Source organism: Micromonospora sp. AMSO31t (genome assembly GCF_008868175.1).
Taxonomy (GTDB): Bacteria; Actinomycetota; Actinomycetes; order Mycobacteriales; family Micromonosporaceae; genus Micromonospora.
Window position 1 is genome coordinate 1 of record NZ_WBKT01000120.1, and the last position, 17,179, is coordinate 17,179.

General features: G+C 77.8%; 12 protein-coding genes and 3 pseudogenes. 2 read left to right on the plus strand and 13 right to left on the minus strand.

The features are described 5' to 3' along the window. Positions 1 to 96: 96 nt before the first annotated feature. On the plus strand, positions 97 to 591 hold the full coding sequence (locus tag F8274_RS22585) for a CrcB family protein (RefSeq protein WP_192579935.1): 495 nt from the start codon (positions 97 to 99) through the stop codon (positions 589 to 591). Further along, complete coding sequence (crcB, locus tag F8274_RS22590; protein WP_151464372.1) at positions 588 to 950, plus strand: fluoride efflux transporter CrcB; 363 nt, start codon at positions 588 to 590, stop codon at positions 948 to 950. Before F8274_RS22585 ends, crcB begins: the two co-directional genes overlap by 4 nt. Before the next feature lie 18 nt (positions 951 to 968). On the opposite strand, the gene cobA is transcribed toward crcB, so the two are convergent. The 13 genes and pseudogenes from cobA to cobN form a co-directional block, all read right to left on the minus strand. Next, the gene (gene cobA / locus F8274_RS22595; protein WP_151464373.1) at positions 969 to 2,660 is read right to left on the minus strand and encodes a uroporphyrinogen-III C-methyltransferase; all 1,692 of its coding nucleotides are present in this window, start codon (positions 2,658 to 2,660) and stop codon (positions 969 to 971) included. Beyond that, complete coding sequence (locus tag F8274_RS22600) at positions 2,657 to 3,250, minus strand: precorrin-8X methylmutase (RefSeq protein ID WP_151464374.1); 594 nt, start codon at positions 3,248 to 3,250, stop codon at positions 2,657 to 2,659. The genes cobA and F8274_RS22600 overlap by 4 nt, the downstream gene beginning before the upstream one ends. After that, positions 3,247 to 4,323: a HoxN/HupN/NixA family nickel/cobalt transporter gene (locus F8274_RS22605; protein ID WP_225853920.1), complete on the minus strand. Its 1,077-nt coding sequence runs from the start codon at positions 4,321 to 4,323 to the stop codon at positions 3,247 to 3,249. Before F8274_RS22605 ends, F8274_RS22600 begins: the two co-directional genes overlap by 4 nt. A gap of 26 nt (positions 4,324 to 4,349) precedes the next feature. Further along, positions 4,350 to 4,508: pseudogene (locus F8274_RS22610) on the minus strand (4Fe-4S binding protein); the annotation flags it as partial. Beyond that, positions 4,496 to 6,262 carry a precorrin-3B C(17)-methyltransferase gene (cobJ, locus tag F8274_RS22615; RefSeq protein WP_225853921.1) on the minus strand — a complete coding sequence of 589 codons (1,767 nt, stop codon included), beginning with the start codon at positions 6,260 to 6,262 and terminating at the stop codon, positions 4,496 to 4,498. The gene cobJ and the pseudogene F8274_RS22610, both read right to left, overlap by 13 nt. Positions 6,263 to 6,354: 92 nt before the next feature. Beyond that, positions 6,355 to 7,590 (minus strand): annotated as a pseudogene (cbiE, locus tag F8274_RS22620) (precorrin-6y C5,15-methyltransferase (decarboxylating) subunit CbiE); the annotation flags it as partial. Between the two features lie 8 nt (positions 7,591 to 7,598). Next, a complete protein-coding gene (locus F8274_RS22625) occupies positions 7,599 to 8,744 on the minus strand; it encodes a cobalt-precorrin-5B (C(1))-methyltransferase (RefSeq protein ID WP_151464378.1) in 1,146 nt (381 codons plus the stop codon). Further along, positions 8,741 to 9,571 carry a precorrin-4 C(11)-methyltransferase gene (gene cobM / locus F8274_RS22630; protein WP_151464383.1) on the minus strand — a complete coding sequence of 277 codons (831 nt, stop codon included), beginning with the start codon at positions 9,569 to 9,571 and terminating at the stop codon, positions 8,741 to 8,743. The genes F8274_RS22625 and cobM overlap by 4 nt, the downstream gene beginning before the upstream one ends. Positions 9,572 to 9,573: 2 nt before the next feature. Continuing rightward, positions 9,574 to 10,341 carry a precorrin-2 C(20)-methyltransferase gene (cobI, locus tag F8274_RS22635; RefSeq protein ID WP_151464379.1) on the minus strand — a complete coding sequence of 256 codons (768 nt, stop codon included), beginning with the start codon at positions 10,339 to 10,341 and terminating at the stop codon, positions 9,574 to 9,576. Next, positions 10,338 to 11,693 carry a cobyrinate a,c-diamide synthase gene (locus tag F8274_RS22640; protein WP_151464380.1) on the minus strand — a complete coding sequence of 452 codons (1,356 nt, stop codon included), beginning with the start codon at positions 11,691 to 11,693 and terminating at the stop codon, positions 10,338 to 10,340. The genes cobI and F8274_RS22640 overlap by 4 nt, the downstream gene beginning before the upstream one ends. Continuing rightward, the gene (gene cobO, locus F8274_RS22645) at positions 11,687 to 12,298 is read right to left on the minus strand and encodes a cob(I)yrinic acid a,c-diamide adenosyltransferase (RefSeq protein WP_151464381.1); all 612 of its coding nucleotides are present in this window, start codon (positions 12,296 to 12,298) and stop codon (positions 11,687 to 11,689) included. The genes F8274_RS22640 and cobO overlap by 7 nt, the downstream gene beginning before the upstream one ends. Beyond that, positions 12,298 to 13,554, minus strand: a pseudogene (locus F8274_RS32690) (VWA domain-containing protein); the annotation flags it as partial. The gene cobO and the pseudogene F8274_RS32690, both read right to left, overlap by 1 nt. Continuing rightward, entirely contained in the window at positions 13,508 to 17,176 is a 3,669-nt protein-coding gene (cobN, locus tag F8274_RS22655) for a cobaltochelatase subunit CobN (protein WP_151464384.1), read from the minus strand. The pseudogene F8274_RS32690 and the gene cobN, both read right to left, overlap by 47 nt. Positions 17,177 to 17,179: the final 3 nt, after the last annotated feature.

A 17,179-nucleotide genomic window follows, 5' to 3' on the forward strand; every position in this document is an offset into this window, starting at 1 on the left:
TCGGGCCAGAGCCGGCGGTGGGGCCCGCCGTCCCGGAACCCGCCGGGAGAACCGCGACACGCTCGCCAACGGTCCCTGCCAGTGATGCCCGTCCTGGTGGGAGGCACCGTGACCGGACCGTCCGAGTTCCGCGTCGACCCCGACGTCGACCTGCGCGTCCCCGCCGACCGGCGGGAGCTGCCCGCCCACCCGGCCGCGGTGCTCGGGGTCATCGCCGCCGGCGGCGTGCTCGGCGCGCTGGCCCGGGCCGGGCTGCAGGCCGCGTTCCCGCACCCGCCCACCGGCTTCCCGTGGGCCACCTTCGGCATCAACGTCGCCGGCTGCCTGCTGATCGGCGCGCTCATGGCGGTGCTCACCGCCCGACCGGCCGGGCCGCTGGTCCGTCCCTTCCTCGGCGTCGGCGTCCTCGGCGGCTTCACCACCTTCTCCACCTACGCCGTGGACGCCCAGCAGGCGATCGCCGCCGGGGCACCGGGCACCGCGCTGGCGTACCTGGCGGCGACCCTGGCCGGGGCGCTGCTGGCGGTCGCGGCCGGGGACGCGGTGGCCGGCCGGCTGCTGGCCCGGGCACGGGGCGGGACGGCCCGGTGACCGTCCTGCTGATCGCGCTCGGGGCGGCGGTGGGCGCGCCGCTGCGCTACCTGACCGACCGGGCCGTGCAGGCCCGGCACCGCTCCCCCTTCCCGTGGGGCACGCTGACCGTCAACGTGGTCGGGTCGCTGGTGCTCGGCGCGGCGACCGCCGTGCCCGCCTCCCCCGGGGTGGCCGCCCTGGTCGGCACGGGCTTCTGCGGCGCGCTGACCACCTGGTCCACCCTCGGCTACGAGACCGCGCGGCTGCACCGCGCGGGCCACCGTGGGCACGCGCTGGCCAACGCGCTGGGCAGCGTGGCCGCCGGCCTCGCGGCGGCCACCGTCGGATACCTCCTGGGCGGCGCCGTCACCGGCTGACCCGCCGGGCCGCCGCGCTCACCCCCGCACGGGCATCGCGGCAGGCGCCGGAGCCGGATCAGCCGCGGCGGGATCGGCGGCGAGCGCTACCACCGGCCCGATCACGAACACGGCCGGCGGCCGGACGTCCTCCCGCTCGGCGAGCGTGCCGACCTCGTCGAGCCGGCACCGGGCCGTCCACTGCGCCGGGTGGCCGGCGTCCCGGACCACCAGCACGGGCGTCTCCGCCGCCCGCCCGTGCGCGAGCAGTTCGGCGGCGATCCGCCCCACGGTGTTGAACGGCATGAGCAGCACCAGCGTGCCCCGGGCCCGGGCCAGCGCGGCCCAGTCCACCAGGGAGTCGGGATGCCCGGGCGGCAGGTGCCCGGACACCACGGTGACCTCGTGCGCCACGCCCCGGTGGGTCACCGGCACCCCGGCCAGGGCGGGCGCGGCCACCGCGCTGCTCACCCCCGGCACGAGCACCGTCCCCACCCCGGCCGCCGCGCAGGCGAGGACCTCCTCGTGGCCGCGGCCGAAGACGTACGGGTCGCCGCCCTTGAGCCGGACCACCCGCCGCCCGGCGCGGGCGTGCGCGATCAGCGTGTCGTTGATGGCGTCCTGGGACATCGACGGGCCCCGGGGCACCTTGGCGGCGTCCACCACCAGCACGCCGGGGCGCAGCCGGCGCAGCAGCCCGGCCGGGGCGAGCCGGTCGGCCACCACCACGTCCGCGGCGTCGAGCAGCGCCCGCCCGCGTACGGTGATCAGGTCTTCCGGGCCGGGGCCGCCACCCACCACGGCCACCTGTCCGGGGCGCAGCGCCGGCTCGTCGTGGTGGCCGGCATGGTGGTGGTGATGGCCGTGCCCGTCAGCCGGGTCGTCGGGGTGGTGGTGCGGGGTCTGCGGCCGGCCCACCTTGTCGGCGAACCCGGGCAGCGCCACCCGGTACGCGCAGGTGTCGCAGTTCATCCGGATGTCCCCGCGCAGCGCCTCGGCGTGCCGTTCCAGGACCAGGTCGGCGAGGGCGTCGCAGTCGCCGATCACCTCGGCCACCCGCACGTCCACGCCGGGGTGGTCGGCGGCGAACTCCCGGCTCTGCGCCACGATCCGGTCCGGCAGCACCCCGGCGAAGAGGAAGTACGGGGCGACCACGATCCGCCGGGCGCCGAGCCGGCGCAGCCGCTCCAGCACGGCCGGCACGGACGGCTCGGCGAGCGAGACGAAGCCGGGTTCCACCCCGGCGTAGCCCCGTCCCTCCCAGAGCAGCCGGGCCACCTTGGTCACCTCGGCGTTGGCGTCCGGGTCGGTGGAGCCGCGCCCGATCAGGGCCACCCACGTGCCGGCCCGGTCGGCGCCGTCGAGCGCCGCGTCGATCCGCTCCGCCAGCAGTTCCTGGAGCAGCGGGTGCGGCCCGAGCGGCCGCCCGTACGCGTACCGCAGGCCGCTGTGGCGCTGCTTCTCCCGGGCGAGGGCGGCGGGGATGTCGCCCTTGCCGTGCCCGGCGGCCGCCAACACCAGCGGCAGCGCCACCACGCTCCGGTGGCCCCGGTCGACCAGCGCGCCGACGGCGTCGGTCAGCGGCGGGCGGGACAGCTCGATGAAGCCGCCCTCGACGTCGGCGACCGCGCCCCGGCGGCGGATCCGCTCGACCAACGCGCCGAACTGGGCGACGCCGGCCGCCTTGCGGGTGCCGTGCCCGACGATCAGCAGCGGGGTCTGGTCCTTCACGTGTCCTCCAGGTAGAGCAGGGCGTTGAGGGCGGCGGCGGCCACCGCGGAGCCGCCCTTCTCGCCCACGTTGGACACGGCGGGCAGGCCGCTGGCCCGCAGCGCCGCCTTGGACTCGGCCGCGCCGACGAAGCCGACCGGCAGGCCGACCACCAGCGCCGGGGCCGCGTCGAGCGCGATCAGCTCGACCAGCGCGGTGGGCGCGCAGCCGACCACCCAGACCGCGCCGGGGCCGACCCGGTCGGCCGCGATCCGCACCGCCGCGGCCGAACGGGTGATGCCGGCGGCGCGACCCAGGTCGGCGGCCGCCTGCTCGGCGACCGGGCAGACGATCTCCCGTCCGGCCCGGGTGATGCCGGCGGCGACCATCCACACGTCCGTGACGATCGGCGCGCCGGCCCGTAGCGCGGCCAGCCCGGCGGCCAGGCCGTCCTCGTCGCAGACCAGGTCGGCGACGTAGTCGAGGTCGGCGCTGGCGTGCACCACCCGCTCGGTCACCGCCCGGGTCAGCGGCGGCAGGTGCGACAGGTCGACCCGCTCGCGCAGGATCCGGTAGGACTCGGCCTCGATCGGGTGCACCGGCCGGCTCATGAGCCGGCCGGCCCGTAGCGGCGGTCGTAGCCGCGCAGCCGCCAGAGCAGCACGGCGCCGCCCCAGGCGAGGGCGAAGAGGCCCACCACGGCGTAGCCGAGCTGCTCGAAGTGGTCGGCGATCGAGGCGTACCCGGCCAGGGCCGTGAGCCCGAGGTGGTCGGCGAGCAGCCCGGCCAGGTAGACGCTGGCGACCAGGCCACCGACCAGCACCGTCATCGTGGTGGTGGCCAGGTTGTACCAGAGCCGCCGGGCCGGCTGCCGGTACGCCCACGAGTAGGCGCGGCTCATCAGCAGGCTGTCCGCGGTGTCCATGGCGGACATCCCGGCGGCGAAGAGCAGCGGCAGGGTGAGCAGCGCCAGCACGGGCAGGCCACCCGCGGCGGCGGTGCTCGCCGACAGGGCCAGCAGGGTCACCTCGCTGGCCGTCTCCAGGCCCAGCCCGAAGAGGAAGCCGACCGGGGCCATGTGCCAGGAGGAGCGGACCAGGGTGCGGGCCCGGGCCCCGAGGATCCGGTGCATGAGCCCCCGGTTGAGCAGCATGAGGTCCAGTTCGGTCTCGTCCAGCGCGCCGGCGCGCAGCCGCCGCCAGAGCCGGGCCAGCCCGGCCAGCACCACTGCGTTGAGGGCCGCCACGAGCAGCAGGAAGCCGGTGGCCGTGACGATCGCGACGGTGGCGCCGACCTCGCGGACGCCGGCCATCCGGTCGCCGGTCAGCCGCGTCGAGGCGAGCCCGACGACGAGGGCGAGCAGCAGCACCACGGCGCTGTGCCCGAGGGCGAAGAAGAAGCCGACGCCGACCGGCCGCCGGCCGCGCAGCAGCATGAGCCGGGTGGTGTCGTCGATGGCGGCGATGTGGTCGGCGTCGAAGGCGTGCCGCACCCCCAGCACGTAGGCCAGGGTGCCGGCGCCGGCCAGCCCGCCGGCCGCCGCCGGCTGGTTGTTCCAGTACAGGTAGAGGGTCACGCCGGCGACGTGCAGCGCGGCGACCGCGCAGACGATGCCGCCGAGGCGGGCCCGTTCGGCGCGGCTCCAGCGGCCGATCGTGGGGGCGGCGGTCGGGGTCGAGGTCATCGCTCTCCTCGGGGTTCGGGGTCGACGCGGATGGCGTCCACGGGGCAGATCTCCAGGCATTCGAGGCAGCCGGTGCAGCGGTCGGTGACCCGCAGGCCGGCGGGGGTGGGGCGGATGGCGTGCGTCGGGCAGGTGAGCAGGCAGGCGCCGCAGCCCTGGCAGGGGCCGATGGTCACGACCGCCACCGGTACCCCCGGGGCGTGACCATCCGGCCGGCGACCACCCGCGTCTGCGAGCTGCCCACCACCACCACGCTGTACATGTCGACCAGGGCCGGGTCGAGGGTGCCCAGGGTGGCCAGGTGCACCCGCTCGCCGGGGCGGCTGGCGTTGCGCACCACGCCGACCGGGGTGTCCGGTGGGCGGTGCGCCGCGAAGGTGTCCAGCGCCGCGCCGAGCTGCCAGTCCCGGGTGCGGCTGCGCGGGTTGTAGAGCAACGCCACCAGGTCGCCCTCCGCCGCGGCGGCGACCCGGCCCGCGATCACCTCCCAGGGGGTGTGCAGGTCGGACAGGCTCAGGTAGACGTGGTCGTGCCCGAGGGGCGCGCCGAGCAGCGCCGAGGCGGCGAGGCCGGCGGTCACCCCGGGCACGCCGACCACGTCGATCCGGTCGTCGGCGTACTCGAGGGCGGGGCTGGCCATCGCGTACACCCCGGCGTCGCCGGAGCCGACCAGGGCGACGGCGTGGCCGGCGGTGGCCTCGGCGACGGCGGCCCGGGCCCGCTCCTCCTCCGCGCCGAGCCCGCTGGCCAGCACCCGGGTGCCGGGGCGGAGCAGGTCGCGGACCTGGTCGACGTACTGGTCCAGGCCCACCACCACGGCGGCCCGGCGCAGCTCGGCCACCGCGCGCGGGGTGCGCAGGTCGGCCGCGCCGGGGCCGAGGCCGACCAGCGCGAGCCGGCCGCGCGGGGCGTGCCGGGCCACCGCGACGGTGGCCATCGCCGAGGCGGTCTTCGGCACCAGCAGCGTGCCGCCGCCGCGCAGCGCCGCGGCCTCCGCGACGCTCGGCGTGCCGACCGCTGCCCGGACCACCTCGCTGGGGTGCGGCACCTCGACCGCCGCCAGCTCCGCCGCGGACCGGGTCTCCAGGGGTACGCCGTACGCGTCGGCGGCCGCCCGGATGCCCGCCTCGTCGGCCTTGAGGTCCACGCTGGCCAGGCAGCGCAGGCTGGCCGGGCTGAGGCCGGCGTCGGCGAGCGCCCGGCGCAGCAGGCCGGTCACCTCGGCGGCGGGCACGCCCCGGCTGGAGCCGACGCCCGCGACCAGGGACGGCGGCCGGAGCACCACGGTCCGCCCGTCGAGGGGAACGACCCGGTCGGTGACGAGGATCCGCCACCCGCCAGTGCTCGCGCCGGTTCCGGCGGCGGCCGCTCCCACGGTCGGCGTCCCTGTGGTGTCCGGGGTGGCGGCCGGCGTGCCGGAGCCGGCCGGCGGGGGTGTGACCTCGATGTGGACGTGCTCCGGCAGGGCGGGCAGCGGCCAGGTGGCGTCGGCGACCAGCCGGACCGGCTCGCCGTCGAGGATCGCCCGGGACACCGCGGCCACCGCGCCCTCCACGGGCCAGCCGAGGGTGTCCAGCCCGGGCAGGCCGACCGCGTCGGTGGCGGTGGTGACCACGGGCCGGGCGTCGAGCAGCGCGCCCACCTCGGCGGCGAGGGCGTTGGCGCCCCCGGCGTGGCCGCCGAGCAGGGCCACGGCGTGCCGGGCCGCCTCGTCGACGACCACCACGGCCGGGTCGGTGTGCTTGTCACCGAGCAGCGGGGCCAGGATGCGGACGACCGCGCCGGTGGCCAGGAACGCGACCACGGCGTCGCACTCCCGCCAGGCGGCCCGCAGCGCGTCGGCGGCGCTCGCCGCCGCCACGAGCCGGGCGTGCGGCCAGGCCGCGGCAACGACGCGCGCGTGCCGCCGCCCGGCCGCGGTCGCCGCCACGAGCCCCACAAGGACGGGCCTCTTGTTGACGCCTCCGGTGGAGCAGGGTTCCCCTGTTGACAGGTCCGAGGGTGTGGGCACGGGTTCCTCCGGGTGGGTCGTCATGGGTGCTCCCCGGTGAGCAGGACGACCGGGTTGGTGGCGGCCAGGCGCAGCGAGCCGCCGGGCAGGTCGGCGAGGCGGGCGGCGCTGAGCTGGCAGCCGTCGACCGCGTAGCCGGCGGCGCGGAGCAGGTGCACGGCCGGCGCGACCCGGTCGACGGCGGCCAGGGTGACGACCACCCGGGGCGGGCGGCGGTCGGCCACCGCGGCGAGCACGTCCACGCCGCCCCCGCCGACGAAGACCGCGTCCGGGTCGGGCAGCCCGGCCAGGGCCGCCGGGGCCGCCCCGGTCACCACCCGGACGTCGACGCCGTGCCGGGCGGCGTTGGCGCGGATCGGCGCGTCCGGGTCGCGTTCCACGGCGAGCACCGCCGCGCCGAGCAGGGCGCACTCGATGCCGACCGAGCCGCTCCCGGCTCCGACATCCCAGACGAGCCGGCCCAGCCGGGGCCGCAGCCGGGCCACCGCGAGCGCCCGGACCTCGGCCTTCGTGATCATGGAGTCCCGGTGCGCGTACGCGGACTCGGGCAGCGCCCAGCCCCCGGCCGGCGCGGCGGCCGGCTGGTCGTCGGCGCGCATCCCGGCCGCCGACGGCCCGTCCACGGCGGAAAGCGGCGCCGTCCGAGGCGGAACGGTCTCCGGGACGAGGCTGAGCACGACGTGCGGGTCGGCCCAGGTCGTCGCGGCGGCCTCGGCCGGGGTGGTCCAGGTGACCCGCTCGTCCGGGGTGCCGAGGTGCTCGGCCACGACCAGCCGGCGGTCCCAGCCGGCCAGCCCGGCGCCCAGCTCGGCCGCGCCGGCGCCGGGGGCCGTGAGCACCGCGACGGCGGGCAGCGCCCGGCAGGCGTTGAGCGCGGGGCGGGGGTCCCGGCCGTGCGCGGTGACGACGGCGGCGCCGTCCCAGGGCAGCCCGGCGCGGGCGAACGCGGCGGCGACGCTGGAGACGGCGGGCAGCACCCGCACCGGCAGGCCGGCCGCCCGGAGCCGGCGGACGATGCCGAAGAACCCGGGGTCGCCGCTGGCCAGTACCACCGCGGGCGTGCCGGCGGCGACGGCGGCGGCCAGGCGGTGCAGGGCGGGGGCGAGCGGGCCGAGGACGACGGTGGCGCAGCCGGGCGGCACGGGCACGGCGGCCAGGTGCCGGGCCGCGCCGACCATCAGCCCGGCGCCGGCCAGCGCCTGCGCGAGCACGGGGTGCGCGGGCCGGCCGGCGGCGTCGACCCCCGCCACGACGACGGTCGGGCTCACGCGGCCCACCGCCCGGAGGAGGCGACCACCCGGGTGCCCGCGAAGTCCACCATGGCCACGTCGACGCCGACCGTGTGCCCGGCGAAGCGGAGCAGCACCTGCCGGACCCGGCGGCAGAGCAGGTCCCCGGCCGGGCCGAGCAGCCCGGCGTCCGCCCACAGCTCGTACGCGTGCCGCCCCGTGTTGGCGGCGGTGACGGCGGCGACCAGGTCCGGGTCGCCGCCGGCCTCGGCGGTCACCGCGCCGAGCAGCGACAGGTCCACCGTGGAGCGGGTGTAGTGGGTCATCAGGATGCCGGCGGCGAGCTTGGCCAGCTTGCCGGCCATGCCGACGAAGACCACCCCGGTCATCCCGTCGCCGACGGCGGCCGTGACCGCCGCGCCGGTGAAGTCGCCGACCTCGACGAAGCACACCTCGGGCAGCTCCGGCAGCAGCGCCCGGGCCGCCCGCTCGGTCCGCCCGCCGGTGCAGAGCACCACGGTCCGCTCCCCCTGGGCGGCCATCACGTGCACGGCCTGCACCACGCTGGCCCGCCAGGAGGCGGTGGAGAACGGCCGGACGATCCCGGTGGTGCCGAGGATGGAGATGCCGCCGAGGATGCCGAGCCGCCGGTTGGTGGTCTTGCGGGCCATGATCTCGCCGCGCGGCACGCTGATCACCACGCGGACGCCGGTCTCCCCGAGGTCGACCACCTCGGCGACGGCCTGGCCGATCATGCAGCGCGGGGTCTCGTTGATGGCCGGGCCGCCGACCGCCAGGCCGAGTCCCGGCCGGGTGACCGTGCCGACGCCCGGCCCGCCGTCCAGGCGCAGCCCGGGCTCGTCCCGCCAGGTGACCGTGGCGGTCAGCTCGGCGCCGTGGGTGACGTCGGGGTCGTCGCCGGCGTCCTTGACCACCACGGCCTCGGCCCGCCGGGCCCGGTCCAGGTCGCAGCGGGCCACCGCGAAGGTGACCCGCCGGCCGGCCGGCAGGCCGATCTCCACCTGGTGCTGCGGCTCGCCGGTGACCAGCGCGGTCAGCGCCGCCTTGGTCGCCGCCGTGGCGCACGCGCCGGTGGTCCAGCCGGTACGCAGCGCGGTGGGCCGGACCTTCGCCGTGCGCGGCAGGTCCGGCTCGCGCAGCGGCGGGTCGGCGTACGTCACCGGCCGTCCCCGGGGTCGCCGGACCGGTCGGCACGGGCGCGGCGCAGCGCGGCGCGGGCGCCCGGCTCGGCCCGGCGGTAGGTGTGGAAGTGCCCGGGGTGGTAGAGGTGCGAGCGGGTGCCGGTGGCGGCGAGCGCCGGCCCGACCAGGAACAGGGTGTGCTTCCAGAGCTTGTGCGCCTTGACGGTGGCCTCCAGCTCGCCCAGCACGCACCGCACCACCAGCTCGTCCGGCCAGGTCGCCTGGTAGGCCACCACCACGGGCGTCTCCGGCGGGTAGCCGCCGGCCAGCAGCTCGGCCTGGGCCTGCCCGGAGCGGGCGGCGGAGAGGAACAGCGCCATGGTGGTGCCGTGCCGGGCGAACTCGCGGACCCGCTCGCCGGGCGGCATGGGCGTCCTGCCGCCCTCCAGGCGGGTGAGGATCACCGACTGGGCGACCTCGGGGATGGTCAGCTCCCGGCCGACCAGCGCGGCGACCGCGGTGAACGAGGACACCCCGGGCACCACCTCCACGGCCAGGCCGAGGTCGCGGCACAGGTCGAGCTGTTCCTGCACGGCGCCCCACAGGGCCGGGTCGCCGGAGTGGATCCGGGCCACCGTCAGCCCCTGCGCGGCGGCCCGTTCGTAGAGCGGCCGGACGCCCTCGATGGGCAGCTGGGAGGAGTCGACGATCTCGGCGCCCGGGCGGGCGTGGGCGAGCACGTCGGCGTGCACCAGGCTGGCCGCCCAGATCACCACGTCGGCCTCCGCGATGACCCGGGCGGCGCGCAGGGTGAGCAGGTCGGCGGCGCCGGGGCCGGCCCCGACGAACCAGACCTTGCCGGTGATGGTCACAGTTTTCCTCCCCGGCCGTCCCGGCGGGCCGGGACCAGCAGCGTCGACAGGTAGGGCAGGTCGGCGGCGGCGGCGTCCACCGGCCCGATCCGCTCGCCGGGCAGGCCGAGCGACCGGCCCAGCACGGCGCCGGCCAGCCGGCCCTGCCGCCGCAGCTCGTCGACCAGGTCCGGGTGGCGGCGCCAGCCTTTGTAGACGACGACGGTCCCGGGGCCGGCGAGCGCGTCGGCGACCGGCGTGAGGCCGGCCGTGGCGGGCAGCAGCGTGAGCGGTTCGCGGCCCTCGCAGAGCGGCACGCCCGCCCGGGCGGCCAGGTCCTGCATGGCCGTGATGCCGGGCACGGTCCGCACCTCGACCCCGGGTCGCCGGGCCCGGACCCCGTCGGCCAGGTAGCCGAAGGTGGAGTAGACGTTGGGGTCGCCGATGGTGGCGAACGCGACCGACCGGGCGCCGGAGTCGACGGCGGCCACCACGGCCTCCGCCGCGGCGTCCCAGGCCCGCTCCCGGCGGGCGGTCACCCCGCCGCGGTCGTCCAGAGCGAACGGCAGCCGGCGCAGCCGGTCCGCGGGCACGTGCGCCCGCACGGTGGTCTCGGCCCGGCCCGCGGGCGTGTCCGGGTCCGCGGCGAGCCGGTCCAGCACGGGTACGAACACCAGGTCGGCCTCGCCCAGCAGCCGCGCGGCCTTGAGCGTCAGCAGCTCCGGGTCCCCCGGTCCGACCCCGATCCCGGTCAACACGGCCGGCGGGTGGTGGGGCGGGGTCACCGGCTCGCCGCCTCGACCAGCCGGCGGGCCGCGCCCGGGTGCCCGGCCCAGTGGGTGTGCAGGTAGGAGGCGTGCACCCGGCCGGACACGAAGCCGTGCGGGGCGCCGTCCCAGTGCCAGGCGGGGCGGTCGCCGTGCCCCGGGTCGGTGACGGTGCGGTGGAATTCGTGTCCGCGTACCGGGTCGCCGGCACGGTGCGCCGGGGAGTCGGCGGCGGCCACGGCGTCGCGGTAGCCGAGGGTGAGCCGGCCGGTCATCCGGGCGGTGTGGTCGAGCCGCCCGCACATCGGTACCCCGTCGAGGGAGCGGCCGAGGTAGAGCAGCCCGGCGCACTCGGCGACCACCGGCCCGTCGAAGCCGGCCAGCTCGGCGCGGAGCGCGGTGTTGCCGGCCAGGGCGTCGGCGTGCAGCTCGGGGAAGCCGCCGCCGATCACCACGGCCCGGGTGCCGGCCGGGAGGGCCTCGTCGCGCAGCGGGTCGAGGGTCACCACCTCGGCGCCGGCCGCGGTGAGCAGCTCGGCGGTCTCCGCGTACGAGAAGGTGAACGCCGCCCCGCCGGCGACCGCGACGACCGGGCGGGCGGTGCCGGCGGGACCGCCGACCGCGGCGGCCGGGTCCCAGGCGGGCGCGGTGAGCGGCGGCGCGGTGCGGGCCAGCGCCAGCACGGCGTCGAGGTCCACCGTGGATTCGACCAGGTCGGCGAGCGCGGCCACCACGGCGACCGACTCGGGCGCGCGTTCGGCGACCGGCACCAGCCCGAGGTGGCGGGACGGCGCGGTCACCTCGGCGGCCCGGGTCACCGCGCCGAGCACCGGCACGCCCACCTCGGCGAGCGCGTCGCGCAGCAGCGTCTCGTGGCGGGGCGAGCCGACCCGGTTGAGGACCACCCCGCCGATGCGCACGGCCGGGTCGAACGCGCGCATGCCGAGCACCAGCGCGGCGGCGGAGCGGCCCTGCGCCGTGGTGTCGAGCACCAGCAGCACCGGCGCCTCGACGAGCCGGGCCACGTGGGCCGTGGAGGCGTACCCGCCGTGGCCGACCGCGCCGTCGTGCAGCCCCATGACCCCCTCCACCACGGCCACGTCGGCCGGGGTGGGCACGCTGGCGCCGTGGCGCAGCAGCGGGGCGATCCGCTCCGGGCCGACCAGCCACGGGTCGAGGTTGCGGCCGGGGCGGCCGGCGGCGAGCGCGTGGTAGCCGGGGTCGATGTAGTCCGGGCCGACCTTGTGCGGGCTGACCGTCAAGCCGCGCCGGCGCAGGGCGGCGAGCAGGCCGGTGGCCACGGTCGTCTTGCCGTGCCCGCTGGCCGGGGCCGCGACGACCAGCCGCGGCAGCGCCCAGGGCGTCACCATTCGATGCCCTTCTGGCCCTTCTGGCCGGCGTCCATCGGGTGCTTGACCTTGGTCAGCTCGGCGACCAGGTCGGCCGCCTCGACCAGCCGCGGGTCGGCGTCCCGCCCGGTGATCACCACGTGCTGGAAGCCGGGCCGGTCGCGCAGGGTGGCGACCACCTCGTCCACGTCGACCCAACCCCACTTCATCGGGTACGTGAACTCGTCGAGGACGTAGAGCCCGTAGCGCTCGGCGGCCAGGTCGCGCCGGATCTGCCGCCAGCCCTCGCGGGCGTCCTCGGCGTGGTCGGCCTCGCCGCCGCGCTGGATCCAGGACCAGCCCTCGCCCATCTTGTGCCAGGTCACCGGGGCGCCCTGCCCGGTGCGCTCGTGCACCTCGCCGAGGGCCCGGAAGGCGTTCTCCTCCCCCACCCGCCACTTGGCGCTCTTGACGAACTGGAAGACGCCGACCGGCAGCCCGGCGGTCCAGGCGCGCAGCGCCAGCCCGAACGCGGCCGTCGACTTCCCCTTCATCTGTCCGGTGTGCACGATCAGCAGCGGGCGGTGGCGCCGCTGCCGGGTGGTCAGCCCGTCGGCGGGCACGTGGGACGGCTTCCCCTGCGGCATCAGGCGGCGCTCCTCGTGGTGAGGCCGACGAGCGGGTCACTGGCCACGTCGGCGAGGTGGTGGTGCGGGGCGTGCAGTTGGTGGGCGAGGCGGCGGGCCAGGTGCAGGCGGACCGGCCCGGACTCGCAGTCGACGACGACGCAGGGCGCGCCGGTGGCCGCGAGCACCGCGGCGGCGCGGGCGGCCCGGTCGAGCGGGCGGGGGCCGGCGGTCGCGCGGCCGTCGGTGACCACCAGCACCAGCGGGCGGCGCCTCGGGTCGCGTAGCCGCTCCACCCGCAGCAGGTCGGCCGCGGCCAGCAGCCCCTCCGCGAGGGGGGTACGCCCGCCGGTGGGCAGCTCGGCCAGCCGGGCCGAGGCGGCGAGCACCGAGGAGGTGGCCGGCAGCAGGGTCTGCGCCCCGGCGCCCCGGAAGGCGACCACGGCCACCTTGTCCCGCCGCTGGTAGGCGTCGGTGAGCAGCGCCAGCACGGCGCCCTTGACGGCGGACATCCGCTGCCGCGCGCCCATCGACCCGCTCGCGTCGACCACGAAGAGGACGAGGTTGCCCTCGCGTCCCTCGCGGACCGCCTCGCGCACGTCGGACGGGCGCAGTCGCAGCGGCCCGCCGGTCCGGCCGCGGGCGGCCTGGTGGGGGGCGGCGGCCCGGACGGTGGCCGGCAGGTGCAGCGCGCCGGCCGGGCCGGCGGGCACGCGGGCGCCGGTGGTGTGGCCACGTCCCGTGCGGGCCCGGGAGCGCCGGCCCGGCACGCCCTCGCCCACGCCGGGCGCGGTGAGCAGCCGGGCGCGCAGCCCCCGGTCGGGCACGGCCACGGTCCCGCCCTCCGCACGGTCCGGATCGCCCGGCCGGCCGCCCGGGCGGAACCGCCGGGCGTGCGGCCGTCCCCGGTCGCCGCCACCGTGCGGCGCGCCACCGCCGGGCCGGTGCGCGTCGGCCTCGTCGCCGCCCGCGTCGTCACCCGGGTGGCCGGACCGATCCGGATCCGCGGCGGCGCGGCCGGTCCCGCCGCTCCCGCCGTCCGGTGACCCGGGGCGTCCGTCCTCGTCGGACCCTCCCGACCGGTCCCGGCCATCGGCGGGGTGCTGGTCCGCGGCGAGAAGGGCACCGCCAAGTCCACCGCCGTGCGTGCCCTCGCCGGGCTGACCGCGTTGAGCAGCAGGGCGAGCCGCATCTCGTCCATCCCGAGCACCGCGCTGAACGGATAGCTCGTCATTGCCGGTCCTCCAGGTCGCCCTCACTGGCCAGGTACGTCTCGTGCAGCCGGTCGAGGGTGACCGGCTCGGGCGCAGCCCACAGCCCGCGGTCGGCGGCCTCCAGCAGCCGTTCGGCGATGCCGCGCAGCGCCCACGGGTTGGACCGCTCCAGGAACTCCCGGGTCTCCGGGTCGAAGAGGTACGCCTCGGCGAGCCGCTCGTACATCCAGTCGTCCACGACCCCGGCCGTGGCGTCGTAGCCGAACAGGTAGTCCACGGTGGCGGCCAGCTCGAAGGCGCCCTTGTAGCCGTGCCGGCGCATGGCGGCGATCCAGCGGGGGTTGACCACCCGGGCGCGGAACACCCGGCGGGTCTCCTCGCCGAGGGTGCGGGTACGCACGTCGTGCGGCATGGCCGAGTCGCCCACGTAGGCGGCCGGGGACCCGCCGGTGAGGTGGCGGACCATGGCCACCATCCCGCCGTGGTACTGGAAGTAGTCGTCGGAGTCGACGATGTCGTGCTCGCGGGTGTCCTGGTTCTTCACGGCGACGGCGATCCGGGCGAAGGAGCGCTCCATGTCGGCCCGCGCCTCCCGCCCGTCCAGCCCCGGCCCGTACGCGTAGCCGCCCCAGACGGCGTACACCTCGGCCAGGTCGGCGTCGGTGCGCCAGTTCCGGGCGTCGATGAGCGGCAGCAGCCCGGCCCCGTACGCCCCGGGCTTGGAGCCGAAGATGCGGGCGGTGGCCCGGCGCGCGTCGCCGTGCTCGCCGACGTCCGCGTCGACGTGTGCCTTCACGAAGTTCCCGGCGGCCGGCTCGTCGAGCGCGGCGACCTGCCGGACGGCGTCGTCGATGAGCGCGACGACGTGCGGGAAGGCGTCCCGGAAGAAGCCGGAGATGCGCACCGTGACGTCGACCCGGGGGCGGCCCAGCTCGGGCAGCGGCACCACCTCGACGCCGGTGACCCGCCGGGAGCGGTCGTCCCACACCGGACGGACGCCGAGCAGCGCCAGCACCTCGGCGATGTCGTCGCCCTGGGTGCGCATGGCGCTGGTGCCCCAGACGGTGAGCCCGACCGAGCGGGGGTACGCCCCGGTGTCGGCGAGGTGCCGGGCCAGCAGCGAGTCGGCGAGGGCGACCCCGACGTCCCAGGCGTTGCGGCTGGGGATGGCCTTCGGGTCGACGGAGTAGAAGTTGCGGCCGGTGGGCAGCACGTTGACGAGCCCCCGGGTGGGCGAGCCGGACGGGCCGGGCGGCACGAACCGGCCGGCGAGCGCGCCGAGCACCCGGCCGATCTCGTCGGTGGTCCGGTCCAGCCGGGGCACCACCTCGCGGGCGGCGAAGCCGAGCACGTCGGCGGCCTCCGGCACCGGCCCGCCGACCACCTCCTCGACCACCGCGCCGGCCTTGGTGGGGTCCCAGCCGAGGGTTTCCATGCCGAGCACGAGCCGGCGGGCCAGGGCCTCGATGAGGTCGACGGCGTCGGCGGCCGTGGCGGCCGGCCCGTCGACGGCCTCGGTGAGCGCCGCGGGCACGGCGATCCGGGCGCCGGGCGCGGCGAGCAGCGCCGCCTCGTCGAGGCCGGCGTGGGCGGCGAGGGCCTGGCGTAGCCCGGGCCGCGCGCGGGCCCCGCCCCAGACCTGCGGGGCGCGCAGCACGGCGAGGACCAGGTTGACCCGGGCCTCCCCGGCGGGTGCCTCGGCGAGGATGTGCAGGCCGTCGCGGATCTGCACGTCCTTGACCTCGCAGAGGTAGCCGTCGAGGTGCAGCACGAAGTCGTCGAAGTCCTCGTCGCCGGGCATCTCGGCCTGGTGCAGGTCGTGGTGCAGCTCGGCGGCGCGGACGAGGTCCCAGATCTGCCGCTGCACGGTGGGCGCCTTGGCCGGGTCGAGGGCCTGCACGGTGGCGTACTCGTCGAGGAGCTGTTCGAGTTTGGCGAGGTCGCCGTAGGTCTCGGCGCGGGCCATGGGCGGCACCAGGTGGTCGACGACCACGGCGTGCGCGCGGCGCTTGGCCTGGGTGCCCTCGCCGGGGTCGTTGACGATGAACGGGTAGACCAGCGGCAGGTCGCCGAGGACCGCGTCGGGGGCGCAGTCGGCGGACAGCCCGAGGCCCTTGCCGGGCAGCCACTCCAGGGTGCCGTGCTTGCCGAGGTGGACCACGGCGTCCGCGCCGAAGCCGCCGTCGGTGACCGGCGCGGCCAGCCACCGGTACGCGCCCAGGTAGTGGTGGCTGGGCGGCAGGTCCGGGTCGTGGTAGATGGCCACGGGGTTCTCGCCGAAGCCGCGGGGCGGCTGGATGAGCAGCGCCACGTTGCCGAAACGCAGGCCGGCGAGGACGAGGTCGCCGCCGTCGGTGTAGAGCCGGCCGGGCGGCTCGCCCCAGTGCTCGCGCATCCGGTCCCGCAGCGGGGCGGGCACCGCGTCGAACCAGCGCCGGTAGGTCTCCCCCGGCACCCGCGCCTCGGCGGCGGCGAGCTGTTCGGGGGTGAGCCACTCGACGTCGTGCCCGCCGGCGGCGATCAGGGCGTGGATGAGGGCGTCCCCGTCGTCCGGCACGGGAGCGTCGCCCAGGTGGTAGCCGGCCTCGGCCAGGGCGGCGAGCAGCCGGACCGCCGAGGCCGGGGTGTCCAGGCCGACCGCGTTGCCGACCCGGGAGTGCTTCGTCGGGTACGAGCTGAGCACGATGGCCAGGCGCTTGTCGGCGTTGGGCACGTGCCGCAGCCGCGCCTGGCGGACGGCGATGCCGGCGACCCGGGCGGCGCGCTCCGGGTCCGGCTGGTAGACCGAGAGCCCGTCGGCGTCGATCCGTTTGAACGAGAACGGCACGGTGACGATCCGGCCGTCGAACTCGGGGATGGCCACCTGCATGGCGGCGTCCAGCGGGGACAGTCCGGCGTCGCTGGCCGCCCACCGGTCGCGGTCGCTGGTCAGGCAGAGCGCCTGGACGATCGGCACGTCCAGGGCGGCGAGCGCGCCGACGTCCCAGGCGTCCTCGTCACCGCCCCCGGACGCGTCCGCGGCGACCGTGCCGCCGGCCGCGAGCACCGTCACCACGAGGGCGTCGCACCGGCCGAACAGCTCCAGCGGGCCCGCGCCCGGGGCGAGGCCGCGCAGCGAGCCGCAGAACACCGGCAGCGGCTGGCCGCCGGCCGCGGTGACCGCGTCGGCCAGGGTCTCGACGAAGGCGGTGTTGCCGGCCAGGGCGTGCGCCCGGTAGAAGACGATGCCGACCACGGGCCGGCCGTCGGGCGCCGGGTCGGTGCCGAGGATCCCGTGCGGCGGGGTCGGCGCGGGCGGGGCGAAGCCCTCGCCGGTGAGCAGCACCGTGTCGGAGAGGAACCGGGCCAGCTCGGCCAGGTTCTCCGGCCCGCCCTCGACCAGGTAGGCGAGGGCCTCAGCGGCCACCCCGGCGGCCACGGTGGACGCCGCCATGAGCTCCGCGTCGGGCACCGCCTCGCCGCCGAGCACGACCGTGGGCACGCCGGAGGCGAGCACCGCGGCGAGGCCGTCCGGCCACGCCTGCCGGCCACCGAGCAGGCGTACGACGGCCAGGTCGACGCCGTCGAGCAGCGCGGGCACGGCGTCGGCGGCGACCCGGGCGGGGTTGGCCAGCCGGTAGCCGGCGCCGCTGGCGCGGGCGGCCAGCAGGTCGGTGTCGGCGGTGGAGAGCAGCAGGATGCGCACGGA